Source organism: Vibrio sp. V08_P9A1T1, assembly GCF_963874405.1.
Classification (GTDB): domain Bacteria; phylum Pseudomonadota; class Gammaproteobacteria; order Enterobacterales; family Vibrionaceae; genus Vibrio; species Vibrio anguillarum.
This window is the reverse complement of sequence record NZ_CAWNIB010000298.1, coordinates 1-15,394: the sequence shown is the minus strand read 5'-3', so window position 1 is coordinate 15,394 and position 15,394 is coordinate 1. Positions and strand designations below refer to the sequence as shown.

Genomic DNA, 15,394 nt, shown 5'->3' with positions numbered 1-15,394 from the left:
AGGTACACCACCTAAATATTAACGAATATTTCTTATTGACTAAAGAAGGGGGGTATCAATGATACCCCCTTGTTACTTGTTAGCTATCTGTAATTGCAATACCAATATCACGCTGTTTAGTTATGGCAATCGAAATCAAACAGGCGGCGTATGAAAAACCGATCAATTACTGTTTTTTAGGGCCGTTAAAACGTGATGTAGTGAGGGGACCACTTGGTGTCCAAGGGCCAAAACCTCTTCACTGGGTTCGACGAGATCAGGAATTTGGTAGGTGATCATATTCGCACTCACGGCGGATCGCACGCCGTTATTAGAATCTTCAAAGGCTAAACATTGGGTCGGTTCAGCGCCAAGACGTTGCGCAGCGAGTAGATAAATCTCAGGATCGGGTTTGCCATGTGTCACTTCACAACCGGTTGTGAACGAGTCAAAGTATTGCTCAAGGCCTGAAAGGCGCAGCTTAATTTGTGCCACGTCTTTTTGGGTTGATGTTGCGACGGCAGTAGGAACACGATTGGCTTTTAACCATTGTAATAACTCGATAACCCCTTCTTTCACTGGGATCGCCTGGTGTTTCACCACGGCATCGTAACGTTTACGCCACTCCGTATGCAATACTGGATAGTCTAATTCTGGCCCGTAGCCTGCGCGCAGTGCTTGTTCAATGCCTGCCGCATTGCGACCAATAGCCGAGAGATAAACCTCTTTTAAAAATGGGACGCCAACTGCGTGGCAAGCTTGTTCGAATATTGTAAGGCAGACACGTTCCGTGTCGAGTAACAGTCCATCCATATCAAAAATGGCAGCTTGAAATTTCATAAGTACAACTTTAGGCGAGTGAAATGGAGTGGGCTATTTTCACATAAGTCGACCTATGGAGGCGATCTTTTTCCTGCACTTTTTCTTTTTCTCATACTTCAATAAAATCAGCCAATTATAAGCGCTAGTTTGTTAGCAATGAGTTATGCTTAATGTGAAAACCTTGTTGCGAGAAGAGGGGGGGAAGCAATTTGAATAGTGCATTTGTACAACAGTGGATGCCGGGTTTACACCAACTGAAAGACTATGAAACTCGCTGGTTGATGGATGACGTACGTGCGGCGCTTTCTGTGGTTGCGGTTGCACTGCCTGTCGCGATAGCGTACGCGCAGCTCACTGGAGTAAGCGCGATTGTCGGCTTATATTCCTGCGTATTGCCGATGTTGGTTTACGCGATTTTTGGCACGTCTAGGCAGTTGATCTTAGGCCCAGACGCGGCAACTTGCGCAGTGATTGCGGCGGTAGTGACACCGCTGGCGATGGGCGATCCTCTCAAACACTGGCAGTTGGTCATGACAATGACGGCAATGACTGGTGTATGGTGTTTGCTGGCCAGTCGTTTCAAACTCGGTATTTTAGCCGATTTTCTCTCTCGCCCTATTTTACTTGGGTTGTTAAACGGTGTTGCTCTGACCATTATCGTGGGTCAATTTGCTAAAGTGTTTGGGCTGAAATATGAGCAGCAATATCTACTAGAGCGTATCGTGGAAGCGCCATCCTTACTGATTGATTTGCATTGGCAAACCTTATTGATAAGTGCGCTGACAGTGGTGGTTTATTTTCTGTGTAAGCGTGTCAGGCCCAATTGGCCAGCAGCGATGTTGGCTATTATCGCTGCTGCATTTTGGGTGTGGTTTTTTGGCGCTGAACATCTTGGCGTTAAAGTCGTTGGTTTAATCCAAGGTGGGTTACCAATATTCCAAACCCCTCTATTTGATCTAGGGGTGAGCCGTGAATTAGTCATGCCCGCTTTGAACTTAGCGATGGTGAGCTTTGTCAGCATGATGCTCACCGCGCGCAGTTTTGCGGCAAAAAATGGTTATGATATTGACGCCGACAAAGAGTTTCGCGCGCTTGGCTTAGCTAATATTGCTTCTGCATTTTCACAGGGTTTTGCCATCAGTGGGGCGGATTCACGTACGGCGGTGAATGACGCTAATGGTGGAAAATCGCAATTAGTTTCGATTATTGCAGCGATTGTGATTGGATTTGTCGCGATTGTGGCGTATCAGCCACTACAATACATTCCGATTGCTGCATTGGGAGTTGTGTTGATTATCGCGTCTATCTCGTTGTTGGATCTGAAAGGGATTTGGAGTTTACACAAGCGTGATAAAGACGCCTTTTATTTGGCAAGCTTAACCTTTATCGCTGTATTGGTTATTGGCGTTATCCCCGGCATCACTCTTGCGGTATTACTGGGTCTGTTCCAATTTTTACGCACCGTGATGCGGCCAAGTGATCAAACATTGGGTTTGGATGATAAAGGAACGATTCGCACGATTGATACGTCAGCGAAGGCGAAACCAATACCGGGTTTGGTGATTTATCGTTTCAACTCTCCGCTGACTTATTTCAATGCGCCTTACTTTAAACGTCGTATTTTATTTCACACTGAATCGGCGGGCATGAGTGTGGGGTGCGTGATTATTGATGCGGTGTCGAGTTTTACCCATTTAGATTTAAGCGTCATGGCGATGTTATCGGACGTGCAAAGCATTCTGAAAAAACGAGGTATTCGTTTAGTGCTAGCGGGGCGTAAACGCAGTTTGAGAAAATGGTGTGAGATCGCTGGAATTTCAACGGGTGATGGCGGCGTGGTGATTCGTGCGGACATGTATTTAGCCATTAAGCTAAGTGGATGTTACCAACACGCTGTAGAAGAAGGGCAAGTTCCACCAGTACAAAAAGAGCCGCAAAAGGATATTGAAGGTGAAATTGCGGCTGCTATTTAAAATGAGGTTGGCTCGTTAATAATATTGGTTCTCGTTAATAAAAGATAAAGAGCTCTTGAGTATCGAAAAGATGTAAGAAATCCCATTCAATCATGATGCTTTCCTTTTTATGTGATGAGAGCGAGTGCTCGGCCTTTTGCTAAACGGTTGGTGCCTGTTTGGATAAGCATAGGTGAGCGTTATGCATTAGGCAAAATGGTACGGGTTATTAATCTAATATAGGTAGCCTATGGATATGGTGGTTTTCGACGCTAGGTGTAGCGTGTCGGCAGGTAAACAGTTCGCTGTACTTGAGCGGCCAGTTTTCGATGAAACTGCAACATTGCACCTTCACTGCATGGTTGCCAAGTTAAGGCCTTGCCGACCACACCGTGATGTTGGAAGGCGTTGAGCCGAATGCTGACGTTCGCAGGCAACTGGTTAATCAGATGCGCCACTTCGGTAATTTCAGTCTCTAAATCACTTTTGTCCGGTATATGCAGCAGTCGCACTTCGTGCAGTTTATTCAGTGTAGCGAGGTGGAAAATAGTGCGTATCACTCTATGGTTACTGCGTCCGGTTAGCCACCGATGCGTTTCCTCTTGCCAAGCTTTTAAATCGATCATTGCGCCATCCACATAGGGCGATATTTTGTCCCATCCCGATTCTGATAGTGAGCCATTACTATCAATAAAACAGCTGAGATGTTTCAATTCTTCATCACGTTTGATGGCTTTGAAAAGAGCGATGATAAACGGAAGTTGTAGGGTTGCTTCCCCTCCTGAAATGGTAATACCGGCTAAGAAATAATGATTTCGGCGAATAAGTTCCACGAGTTGTTCAACACTGTAGTGATGAATTTTGGGGTTTGATTGGTGCATGCAGTGCTCAATACAGCGATCGCAGTGAGTGCATTTATTCGCTAGCCATTCGACTTGCTGGTCAGCATTGAGGCGCAGTGCTTGCGATGGGCAGGTTGTTACACAATCACCGCAATGGTGACAGTGACGAATCGTATGTGGGTTATGGCAAGACAAGCAATTGAAGTTGCAACCTTGCATAAAAATGACCAGTCGGTTGCCCGGGCCATCAACGCAGGAGAAAGTCAGCACTCGGCTGACTTTTGCTCGGAGCGGCTGTTTTTTACTCACCATTAGTTTAGCTGACAGAGTTTGGTTGATAAGCCGGTTGCATTTCATGGCTAACCACGCGTGCTTTTCGCTTGAGCACGGCCGTGTTTTTGGCCGCTTCTGCCCCAAGAAATGTGGTGTTGGTGCGTGATCCGCGCTGCTCAAATTGCGCTATTTCAGACAGTTTCACCATGTAACCCGTAATGCGAACTAAATCGTTCGAAGCCACGTTGGCCGTAAATTCGCGATAGCCCGAGTGGAGGGCTCCTTTACATAGGTTGAACATCGCTTCTGGGTTGACCTTTATGGTTTCATCCAGAGTTAGAATATCGCTGATACCAGAGGTGTAATATTGATGATGTCCAGCCGTTGCTTGCACATATTCAATCGGGTTGGGTTCGGTACCATAAGGGATGCGCACGCCCGGAGTGACATCAAGATCAAGGCTAATACCACCTTGTGCGTGCAGTAAAGCACGGCCGTTGAAGCCATATTTGACTGGTGAGTTTTGTACAATGTCGGCCAGCTTGGCGGAAATGGCGATGCCTAATTGGTTGGCGATATCATCATGGCCATAACGAGCGTTACTCTGCTCCTTTTCCAGTAATAGATTAACGGCTTCAGCCATGCCATAAATGCCAAACATCGGTGCGAAACGAGATTCTTCAATCAACCCTTCTTGAGTCAGAAAACCTTCAAAAAAATGAGATTGTTGGTGCAGATGAGCAGCTCGAACATCCATCAGCTCAATCATATATTGGCTGTAAGTGGGTAGAATCTGATCTAAAAATGTTTGGCGGTCACTGGCTTTTTTCGCGGCCTCTTTTAAATTCATTCTGACTAAAGTATTGCAGCCTCCCGCTAAAGGAAGCGAGTTGTAGCAACTGACAATACCAAAACCTTGCTCGCCATAGGCGGTGGTATGAATCGGATAGTTGGCGATGTGTGGTTTACTGCATTGACAGATATTATCGGTCGCTTGGCGCAGTAAATCGTCAGGAGTGATGGAAGGGTCATACATGAAGGTAAGGTTGGGAGCGATCTGTTTCAGTTCAGCATCGATATGTAAAATAGTACGACAAATAATATTGTCGCTCGGGCCGATGTTGGCGTGCATGAAAGCATCGGGCAGAGTACGATCAAGCATGATCCAAAACAGCTTCAATTTTTGATAAATCGACGCTTCGCTCAGCTCGCCCACATAGGGCAACAACACGCTATCTAATTGCCCCAAATAGACAGGAATAGAGGTCACTGAAGGCACGTGATGGTACAAAATGGTCAGCATATTGAGTGCTTCATCAAAATTACTGGCAGGCGAAAGCTCTAAATACTCACTGCCTTGTGCTAAAAATTTTGCGTAGTCAGGCAACACGTAACGTGGTTTAAAAGGGGCATGGCCTTCAAACATATCGCAGATAATGCCTTGTTCCATTGCTCGAGCCAACTCAGGAGAGAGTTTCAGATAGGGCAAGCTTGCTTCGGCCTCTAGCGCAAGGAAGTGTGACTTTTGTTTAGGCGAGAGGTGTGCGTCAGTGACGATGGCTTGGAAGCGTTGCTGTGTATCGAGTGAATGGCTCATGAATTAAACCCTTATATTATTGTGGTTTAATCCTAATGTGCTTGGTTACTTTTCACTATTGATAATACATCAAGTAGTCATTTCCATAATGGAAATAAAAACGCCACTTCGTTATCGTCGAAGTGGCGTCATCAGGAACCTAAGGTTAGGCGTATTGCGCTTCGATTTGGTTCGATTTTAGATAAGCAGGGTGAGTGGCGAGCTGCTCTAAGTAACGTTCAATATTCGGGAAGTGAGTAATCGCTCCGTTGGTCAGCAATATTTCAGCAATGAATGACATCATGAAATCAGCGCCAGTGAGTTGGTCGGCCACTAAGTAGCGTTTACCCGCTAAACACTGATCAAAATAACTCATCACTTTGGCCGTTTCGCTTTCTGCATAGCCACCAAGGAAATTGGTTTGGCAGCCATCTTTGGCAACAAACATCTTTAATAGCAGCGGCAATATGGCAGAGCTTTCCGCAAAGTGGAGCCATTGCTGATATTGCACATATTCCACGCTGCCACGCTGAGGCGCAAAGTGTTGGCCGTATTTTTCTATCAAGTAATCGGTAATGGCGCCAGATTCAGCAATCACCAAGCCATTGTCTTCAATCACAGGTGACTTACCTAACGGATGCACGCTTTTTAGCTCGGGCGGTGCCAGAAAGGTCACGCTATCACGTTGATATGGAACCACTTGATACTCAACCCCTAATTCTTCAAGTAACCAGATTATGCGCTTAGAGCGTGATTTATTTAGATGGTGAAGTTTGATCATTATGTGGTCCTTATTAAAGTGGTTGGTTGATTTGGATAACCAGTTTGCCAAAGTTTTTGCCTTCCAATAGACCAATAAAGGCTTGTGGTGCGTTTTCTAAACCGTCAATCAGTTGCTCGCGGTATTTCACTTTCCCTTCGCTTAGCCATTGAGTCATATCAGTAGCAAATTCGTTATAGCGATGGCCGTAGTCATCAAAAATAATGAAACCTTGCATGCGGATTCGTTTGGTAAGCAAGGTGCCCATCAGCATAGAGAGACGATCAGGTCCTTCAGGCAGCGACGTTGCATTGTATTGAGAAATCAAACCACACAGCGGAACTCGCGCTGCTGTGTTAAGCAGAGGTAAAACCGCATCAAATACTTTGCCACCGACATTTTCGTAGTAAACGTCAATCCCTTGAGCACATGTTTTAGCCAATTGCTCTGCAAAATCGTCAGCTTTGTGATCAATACATTCATCAAAACCTAATACTTCTTTAGCGTAACGACATTTTTCCTCACCGCCAGCAATGCCCACCACATGGCAGCCTTTGATTTTAGCAATTTGACCAACCGTTGCCCCTACGGGGCCAGTGGCTGCTGCGACTACCACAGTTTCACCTTGCTTCGGCTGGCCAATGTCTAGCAAACCCATATAAGCGGTAAAACCGGGCATTCCCATGATGCCTAGTGCGTATGAGGGTGAGGTTGGATTTTTACCGAGTTTAAGTAAACCTTCGCCGTTAGAAATAGCGTAATCCTGCCATCCGGTATAAGCGAGTACCCACTCACCTTGCTCAAATTTTGGGTGGTTTGATACTTCCACTTGACACACGCTCCCGCCTACCATGACATCATCAATCGCGACAGGATCGGCGTACGATTTAGCGTCACTCATGCGGCCGCGCATGTAGGGGTCAAGTGAAAGATAAACACTACGCAGCAACACTTCACCAGCGGCAGGTGTTGGTTTAGGCGCATGTTCTAAGCGAAAGTTAGCAGGCGTTGGTGCACCGACAGGGCGTGAAGCGAGTACAATGCGGCGGTTAGTTTGTTCTGTCATTGGAGAGTCCTTTATTATTTTAAATTAGACCAGTCGTCTAGTTTAGGTTTCAAAAAAACCGCTATCGAAATAGCGGGTGAATCTTAACTAGGGCACTGGCCTTGCAAAATGTGTTCGGTGCTCGTAAGCGCTTGTGCAAGCCCTTGGTTATCTTGACGCAGTTTACTGAGCAAACTTGCGCCGAGCCAAAGGTTATAAAGCAATTCTGCGGTTTGCTGGCTGTGTTGTACGTGAATGGAGCCGTCGTCGATCCCTTGCTGGATACATTTTCCGACCGCCTCAATAATGCTATCTGCACCTTTAAGTAAAGCAATACGCATCGCATCAGACAAGTCTGAAACTTCAGCGCTTAATTTCACCACCAAGCAGCGCTGTGCGTTACATAAGCCATTGCTCTGCTCATACCAACATTGCCAATAATGCATCAAGTGTTGATAGGCGTTTCCTTCTTCTTGGTTAAAAAGGGCATTAATCCGTACTAAATAGTGCTGAAAATAGTCCGTAATCAGTGCCTCGCCAAATTGCTCTTTTGACTTAAAGTAGTGATAGAAAGAGCCTTTAGGCACATCAGCGGTTTTTAATAATTCAGACAAGCCTACGCTGGTGAAGCCTTTGGTTACGACAAGTTGGTAACCGACCTCAAGGATGTGTTGGCGAGTATCATGGGTTTTTGTATTCATGGACGGCACTATAATTTAAATTAGACCAGTCGTCTAGTTTTGTTTGTTCATATTGTATTTGTGCTACTGGCTATGGTTGCTGAATGATAGAAATGGACACTTCCTCCTTGAAGTGTCGCACTATTATTTATCTTTTAATGAGTGAGAGATGAGACTATTTTTCTGTCTTTAGCGTATCCGATGCCCAAATGAGGTTTTGCCCATTGCTGAGCTCAGCTTGAATACTCAAGGCTGGAACTATTTCCTTATCCTCTTTTTTATATGGTTGCGTAGAGAAATTGGCGGTAATTTTACTGCCATCACCAAAGGTTGTTTGTTGTACCATCCCTTGTTCATCAAGCCATTTAAAATCGACTAAAGGTTGGTTCCACACGACTTCATGGATTGGTGCAAACCCTTGCTGATAACGGCGTAATGCGTTAACTCGTGCGCTGTTAGGCGTCGCTTCATCACGGCTAAGGTGAATCATCGCTGGGGTGTTATACAGCATGGCGATTAAATCTCGCTCCGCTTGCACGTTGGAAAACTTCACGCTGTCGTTGTGCCAGTGGTGACTGTTGATCACCTCATCATGGAACACGGTTTGATAGAGAGGAATACGGTATTGCGGTGCAAATAACAGTGTTTTGTACGGCTCTTTGACTTGTGTGGGTTTAAAGAAAAAATCTGGGCTCGTTGTTGGAAACCATGCTCCAAGAAAGTAAGGCGATTGGCGGTTAGTTTTCATATCAGGATCTGTCCAGCCAAATCCTACCGTTTCTAAACCATGAGCAAAAGAGAGCCCTTGTGTCGTCAGGCTGTTACCATCTTCAGAGCCGAGAACCACATTCTGTTCATTGGCTATCCAGCGCATGCGTTGATTAAATGCCTCCAGCATCGCGCTTTCTTTCATTCCTTGGCCCTCTTGGTATGAGTAATCTTCACGGGCCATTCCGGTCCCATCCACATCAAGAAACAGGCTGTTAAAGCGGCCATATTTTAAAATTGCTTCAATGCGTTGCTGCACAAAGCCCAATTGGCAGGCAGGGTTGAGATAAAAGCCGTTGCCACGAAACCCTGTTTGTTTTTTGCCGTCGGCGTTTTCTATCGCACATTGCTTGCGCATTGCATCCGGTAGCTGCGCGGTAAGCCAACCATCGTTGATGCCTTTTGCAATGGCGGTATTGTAGGAGTCGTACACCCCAACTAAGTAGCCAGCCTGTTTCGCTTGATCAACCACTTGTGGCTGGTAAAAGGCGGGCATCCAATTATCCAAACCTAGCCAGAGGTGCTGCAAACCAGCTGAGCTGAGTGCGTCAATCATGGATGTCGATAGCCCCTGTCCCCAAGTGCTGGCATCACGTAGAAACGGTAGTTTCTGCTCTGCGAGCCATGCTTTTCGTGCCTGAGCGGCTTGGTATTGGCTAGCTATCCCTGCTTCTTGGGTTGAAGGCTGCTCTTTTATCCAAGCATTGAGCGAGCGGTTCACTTCGTCAATCAACAACCGCTTATTGTAGTTGTTGAAAAAATCTTTTCCTTTAACGAGTGGCTTAAGCTCTTTGAGCGCTTCGTTTGATGCTACCCACTGGGGCTGCTTAAAATACCATTCTTTAAGTGCCCAGAAATCCGTCACATCTTGTTTGGACACTAAGTCTTGGCCAAACAAGTAGACATGACTTGCGCCGATAAGCTGTTTTATGGCTGGGTTTTGCTGCGCTTTTTGTTCGAGCGTTTGTGATAGCCCATTCTCTTTTCGCCACTGACGGTAGCGTTTGGCACCATCTAGTGGTGAGTTGCCAAGGGAGATTTCCACCTCAAAAGGCTCATCTTTGTTGAGCAGAGTGAAAGCGTGCGTGGCTTGCATGTCCAGCTTGTTTTGCTTGGCGCTAAAATTGAGTTTGTTGTTGGTGGCGGTATTGAGTTGGTAGCTCACATACTGCTCATTGCCAGCTTCTACACTCCAAAATGGCATTTTGAGATCTTGCGTGGTATTGCTGGCAGAGCGTTCCGCTATGAGGTAGTTCACCCACTGTGGGTTATCAGTTGGAATCCGCATTCCTTCACTAAAAGGAAGAATGAGCGTTTTGCTTTGCTGCTCAGGCAGTTCAAACCACTGCACGGTTAACGGTTTAGCACGAGAGATCTTACTCTCGGCGCTTGCGGTAATCGACAGCTTCAATGTTTGTTGTAAATTGGCCTCAACCTTTAACTGGCTAGGAACAAGCAGCCAAGAGGCGTGATGTTGATTATCTTGTTGCAGTTGGCTGACTTGCTGTGGCTGGCCGTTAACAGTTAGCTGGCCTTGGTTAATGGTTAGCTGGGCATTTTGCTGCCAATCAATAGCAAAATTTTGTGGCTCTATTTGCACGGTTTGGTTTTGATTATGCAGTGTAATTGACGCCGGTTGTGATTGGCTAGCCAACGCCAAAAGTGGCGTACAAGTGATCAATAAAGAACAAAGTGGTTTATACATGGTTTGTCATTTCCAGTGTGTCTCGGTGTGTTGATTACATAAGAAATCGACAAATCAATTGTCACCCTGATGTCTTCATTGAGCCTGCTTTGGCAGAGTCAAACGTTGTACATATTCCACTTTGATTGCTCCTTGATACTCGACAGTTTTGATCAGAGTACTGAGCCATTTAGCCGAGCTGGGGGATGAGCTTGGTTTATTCAATAATTGCTGAGTATTACTTATTGCTACCATATCTTGCTGCTTGATTAACTGAAATTGGTCGTCAAACCATTGCCAAGCAAGGCTTGTTGGGGGGCAGTTTGTCAATGCTGTGGGGGACTCAAGTGTTAGTGGGTAGCCACCGTTGGGAGAGGCGGATTGCAACCATGTGGAGCCAAAAGGCATGGTAAGAACTAACCAATAGTGTTGTTTGTCGAGTGTCAGTCGATAAACGCCATCTTGCGGAGCAAAGAGCAGTTCTGGGCTTTCTAATTCTATATAAGGGGCTGATGACGTTACTTGGCTCTGTGAGATGAGCAAGCCATTGTCAGGGCCAAGAAGTTCAACCTGACTAGGCAGCTCTGCTCCTTCCATTGATAATTTGAACTGGTAACCTTGCTGCATCACGTTGGTTTTTTTTTGTATCGAGACTTTGATCAGCGCCGCATTTGGTACCACATCGCTTAAGAGCTGTTGGCCACATTGGGTTTGTTCAATAATGGCATGCTTGACGCTTGCCCAGTGTTGCGTGGCAATGGTTTGGTTATTGAGTGCGAGGATCAACTCTTGCCAGGCAAGCTGTGGCTGATGGTTCGCTAAAGCGCGATAGGTTGATTGCAGTGGTGTGGCCATAAACCAATCATCACTCACGGCGTGGCTTGGACTAACGACGAACAGTACAAACAGCCAAAGGTTACGCATTGGACACCTCGACTAAACGGTACCCAACGCCACGAACGGTTTCGATATTGAGTGAGGGTAACTGCTGCCTTAGCTGTAAAACATGATTATCGACGGTCCGAGTTGAGGGAAAGGCTTGGTAGCCCCACACTTTATTGAGTAGTTCATCACGGTGAAAAACACGTCCTTGGTTTTGAACCAGCAACAGTAATAGCTGAAACTGTTTCGGTTTTAGCGTCATCAACTGCTCACCTAAGGTAACGCTGCGCTTTGAGAGATCAATGGCAATGTCAGCGTAGGAAAGCAAGCTTTCTCCTAATGGTCGCAGTTGCGCTTGAATTCGCGCCAGTAATTCTTGTTGCGAAAATGGTTTAGTGACGTAGTCTTTCGCCCCCGCCATCAGACCTGCTATTTTTTGCTCAACCTCGATTTTGGCCGTCAGGATGATCACTGGCACGGCTTTGGCCATTAGCCATTGAGGTAGATGATCCAAGCTGTCTCCTTGAGCCAGTTGTCTATCTAAAATCACCAAATCGGCGCGAAACCATGCTTTTTTGACTTGTGAGAGCTGCTGTACCCACAAACAATCAAAACCTTGCTGTAGCAAGTAATCATGCAAACCTTGCCCTAGTAGGGGATCATCTTCGACCAATAACAGTGTGTTCATAATGGTAATTCCAATTGGCAGCGAGTGGGGTGGGCTTTACAAGTCAGTTTGCCGCCCATTTTAAGCATCAAATGGCTCACAAGACGGAGCCCAATCCCCATATTGGAAGCCGTGCGAGAACGGGAAAATAGCCGTTTTAGACGAGAGGGAAACGCGCCTTCATCGCTAACGCAAAGCCGCAGTTGAGTGTCAGTCACGCTGGCCGTTATTGAGATTGTCCCTTGACCATGTTGCTTGGCATTACGGATCAAGTTATCCAAACAAATCCCAAGCCAGTAATACGGTAGTGTGAGCTCGATATCTTGTGTCAGTTCATAGCTGAGTTCGTGTTTCGCTACGCAGTGATCTAACCAATCTGAGAGATAAGCGGTTTGACATTGAAACGGCTCATTTGGATCGCTACTCAAAAATCCTTTACTGGTCTGAGCAAGCTGAGCTAAACGTTGGTGATCGGCCAGTAAGCGGCCGAATGTATCTTGGGCCAGCTCTGGCAGAGTATCAAATTGCTGGCGAAACTGCTCAACGGTCAAGCCAAGACTGGTGATAGGGGTACGTAGTTCATGCGTCAGCAACTGTAAGATAAAGCGTTTTTCTTTGGCTTGTTGGCGGCGTAACCAGAGCGTCCTACTCAGCGTTGCTGCGAGCAACAGCAGTAATATGACTGATAACCACAGTGAGATATTGGGTTTTTCTTGGCTAGAGACACACAGATTACTGTAGCGTAATTGGCAACTTTGAGTAGCCGCTGTGATGGCCGACAATACCAATTGCTGATCGAGCGCGACTTTTTTCCATTGCAATGCGCTCAGTACGCGAATACCGAAATCGCCACTGATCCATAGCCGTTGTTGACGGTCAATATAAGCGCGATAACCGCTGACCAAGGCATCTCGCCCTGCCGTTTCTAAATCGGTAAAAAAGGTGTACAGCGGATGCTGAGGGTTAGAGAGAGTCGTGTAGGGCTGTAGCTCGGCGTTTTGCTCGGCCGTTATGTTATGAGTAGAAAAAGCTAAGTATCGCTCTGCGTAGCTCCCGCCTGCAGGATGCAGAAACGGAGCAGTCTTAAACCAACGGATGGGCAATTCATCGCCTTGGCATAAAGCGAGTTCAAACGACGCTGCTTTTTGCAATTCAGGGCGTGATGCCAAGGTTTTTGATAAACCGGGCGACAGTGCGCACTGTGAGGCTATCGCTTTGAGCTCAGTTATGGTTTGCCATGAATAACGGGAAAAATCAGGATAGGCGCTGGCGCTGAGCAGAAGATCGACAGGGTATGAGTTAATGCTTTGCAATGGCAAGGCTCGCGCAGCCGATAGCGATTCGGCTTGGCGTAGAAAATGCTGCCAACGATCTTGCAGCGTTTGCTCTTGCCCGTGTGCTAGGTTTGATTGCCCTAGCACTGCGGTGAGTGTGATCAAAAGGTACAGCAGCCGTGTTCTCAACGTTAAGCACTTAGAAAAAGGTTCGCATTCGCGAAATTATAGCTGTGCTAAGTCAGGATTTGTCACCTCAATGTCACTAAAGCGGAATGTCGATCAAAACTCGGCATCCACCGTGAATGTCATCCTTTGCTTGGTATAAGGATGATCAAAGCTCAGCGACTCAGCATGTAGATGTAAACGCGCTCCTTTCGTGCCATAAAGATCGTCGCCAACGATGGGCAGGTTGAGTCCTTCCACATGAGCGCAATGCACGCGCAATTGGTGGGTTCGTCCTGTTTTGGGGTAGAGGTAGACTTTACTGAATCCATCCCGGCATTCAATTAATTGCCAGTGAGTGTCAGCGGGTTTGCCATGTTCAAAACAGACCAATTGACGCGGCCTGTCATCTAAATCGCCCCGCAGCGGTAAGCGAATGTCACCATGCGATTGCTGTAATTCACCAGCGAGTAAGGCAAGGTAGCGTTTTTCAACGCCGCGAGTAATAAATTGCTTCTGCAGACTTTTATTGGCTCGGCGGGTGAGAGCAAACACCAATAAACCTGAAGTAGACATATCAAGGCGGTGGATCACAAAAAGCCCTTCATCTGAGCTAAACGTTTGTTGCAGACGAGTATAAACAGAGTCCTGAATGTTGACTCCGGGAACGGATAGAAACTCGGCAGGTTTGTTGACGACAACAATCGCTTCATCCTGGTAGATGATGTCGATCTCTTTGCCTTGCGCTGGGTTATGCAATAGCGGGTTATCATCGAGCTTCAGCCCATCAAGCATGTGAGCCAAAATCGGTTGGCACTTGTTTTGACAAGCAGGATAGAATTTCTTGTGTTGACGAATTTCAGATTTTGGTGACGCTCCCCACCAGAATTCGGCGAGTGAAATCGGTGTCATCTGATGTTGAAACGCGTAGTGCAGCAATTTTGGTGCGGCGCATTCTCCAGATCCTGCTGGTGGAACAGGGTTAGCCGTAAGACGGAAAATCTCCCCCAGAGATTTTTCAGTGCCGTATTGATTGAGAAATCGATAGTGAGAAAAAAGTCGTTGCTGCAACGCATTAGAGAGATTTTTACGCTGCTCTTTTAACGCATCAATCTGTTCTTGAAATGCGTCTATTTGCGCTTGTAGTTCGTTGAGGTTGACGTCCCATTTTCGTTTTAATTGCTTGAGGAACGTTTTTTCAGCCACACTTTGTTTGGCGAGACAATCTAAGGTTTCACGCAATTGTTGGGCATCATTTGATTGTTCGGCAAGGATGCGTTGCTGTTTACGCTGTTCACGACCTTGAATCATCAGTTGGCGATGCGCTTCTAATTCATCTTGCGCCTGCTGTTGGGCCGTGGTCCATTGCTGCTGAAGTAGCGCACGCTGTGGATCGCACTCCAATTGTTCAACTTGCTGATTAATTTGATTGATCGGCACGCTGCCTTCCAAGAAAAAACCATCGTTAGTGAGCATGTCAAATATAGGCGGCACAAAATGCGGCAGCAGGTTTTGCTCAGCTAACTTCCCCGAGAATGCAGACAGGTACCCTAGCTCTCCACTTTGTTTACGCACCACTAAAACACCAAACATTTTCCCGATAGCTTCCGGATGCTGGTTTAGCACGCCGTGATTATCGAGCCCAAAATTATGTTGCCAATTCTGCTGGTTCAGCAGGTGTTGTTGCAGCTGGCTTGCCGCTAATTCGCAAAGCGGATGCGGCTCGTAACAAAATGGGAAAGTAAAGCGCTCAGGCAGAGAGTAGCCTTCAATAGGTTTTTTAAAGGCAGTAAAACAGGGCGCTGGTGTTGGCATTTTCTCTGGCTCGCAGTGGATGGTGGTGGAGAACGCAGAATTGTACTGATTTGACCTAGAAATGCCAGTTTCTGGTTGAACGGCGTGATGATACGATTAATTAATGTAACTAGCTTATTAATATCATTAATATAGCTTAGTGAATCCCAAAGAAATAAGTTAACAGTGTCGATTTAACCTGATGCTATGCGTTTATTTAAAACATATAGA

Annotated in this window: 12 protein-coding genes; 1 reads left to right on the top strand and 11 read right to left on the bottom strand. The window is 46.3% G+C overall.

Annotated features, from left to right (window positions below; genetic code table 11):
- Positions 1-162: 162 nt before the first annotated feature.
- Positions 163-819: an HAD family hydrolase gene (locus AACT21_RS15315; RefSeq protein ID WP_017044984.1), complete on the bottom strand. Its 657-nt coding sequence runs from the start codon at positions 817-819 to the stop codon at positions 163-165.
- Positions 820-1,037: 218 nt separating this feature from the next.
- Between AACT21_RS15315 and AACT21_RS15310 the strand changes: the two genes are divergently transcribed.
- Positions 1,038-2,774 (top strand): SulP family inorganic anion transporter, encoded by a 1,737-nt coding sequence (locus AACT21_RS15310; RefSeq protein ID WP_050934249.1) that lies wholly within the window; start codon positions 1,038-1,040, stop codon positions 2,772-2,774.
- A gap of 251 nt (positions 2,775-3,025) precedes the next feature.
- On the opposite strand, the gene AACT21_RS15305 is transcribed toward AACT21_RS15310, so the two are convergent.
- From AACT21_RS15305 to AACT21_RS15260, 10 genes are all read right to left on the bottom strand, one after another.
- Positions 3,026-3,907 carry a YjjW family glycine radical enzyme activase gene (locus AACT21_RS15305; protein ID WP_094164375.1) on the bottom strand — a complete coding sequence of 294 codons (882 nt, stop codon included), beginning with the start codon at positions 3,905-3,907 and terminating at the stop codon, positions 3,026-3,028.
- Positions 3,908-3,911: 4 nt separating this feature from the next.
- Positions 3,912-5,465: a YjjI family glycine radical enzyme gene (locus tag AACT21_RS15300; protein ID WP_094164374.1), complete on the bottom strand. Its 1,554-nt coding sequence runs from the start codon at positions 5,463-5,465 to the stop codon at positions 3,912-3,914.
- Between the two features lie 145 nt (positions 5,466-5,610).
- Positions 5,611-6,225, bottom strand: a complete 615-nt coding sequence (locus AACT21_RS15295; protein WP_010319179.1) for a glutathione S-transferase family protein — start codon at positions 6,223-6,225, stop codon at positions 5,611-5,613.
- A 13-nt stretch (positions 6,226-6,238) separates the two neighbouring features.
- The gene (locus tag AACT21_RS15290; RefSeq protein ID WP_017043592.1) at positions 6,239-7,270 is read right to left on the bottom strand and encodes an NADP-dependent oxidoreductase; all 1,032 of its coding nucleotides are present in this window, start codon (positions 7,268-7,270) and stop codon (positions 6,239-6,241) included.
- A gap of 83 nt (positions 7,271-7,353) precedes the next feature.
- Positions 7,354-7,950 carry a TetR/AcrR family transcriptional regulator gene (locus tag AACT21_RS15285; RefSeq protein ID WP_038169460.1) on the bottom strand — a complete coding sequence of 199 codons (597 nt, stop codon included), beginning with the start codon at positions 7,948-7,950 and terminating at the stop codon, positions 7,354-7,356.
- A gap of 154 nt (positions 7,951-8,104) precedes the next feature.
- On the bottom strand, positions 8,105-10,402 hold the full coding sequence (locus AACT21_RS15280; RefSeq protein WP_094164373.1) for a glycoside hydrolase: 2,298 nt from the start codon (positions 10,400-10,402) through the stop codon (positions 8,105-8,107).
- A 75-nt stretch (positions 10,403-10,477) separates the two neighbouring features.
- Positions 10,478-11,305 carry a DUF2861 family protein gene (locus tag AACT21_RS15275; protein WP_094164372.1) on the bottom strand — a complete coding sequence of 276 codons (828 nt, stop codon included), beginning with the start codon at positions 11,303-11,305 and terminating at the stop codon, positions 10,478-10,480.
- A complete protein-coding gene (locus AACT21_RS15270; protein ID WP_013868288.1) occupies positions 11,298-11,951 on the bottom strand; it encodes a response regulator transcription factor in 654 nt (217 codons plus the stop codon). Before AACT21_RS15270 ends, AACT21_RS15275 begins: the two co-directional genes overlap by 8 nt.
- Positions 11,948-13,393 carry an ATP-binding protein gene (locus AACT21_RS15265; RefSeq protein WP_094164371.1) on the bottom strand — a complete coding sequence of 482 codons (1,446 nt, stop codon included), beginning with the start codon at positions 13,391-13,393 and terminating at the stop codon, positions 11,948-11,950. The genes AACT21_RS15270 and AACT21_RS15265 overlap by 4 nt, the downstream gene beginning before the upstream one ends.
- A gap of 93 nt (positions 13,394-13,486) precedes the next feature.
- Positions 13,487-15,184 (bottom strand): RluA family pseudouridine synthase, encoded by a 1,698-nt coding sequence (locus tag AACT21_RS15260; protein WP_094164370.1) that lies wholly within the window; start codon positions 15,182-15,184, stop codon positions 13,487-13,489.
- Positions 15,185-15,394: the final 210 nt, after the last annotated feature.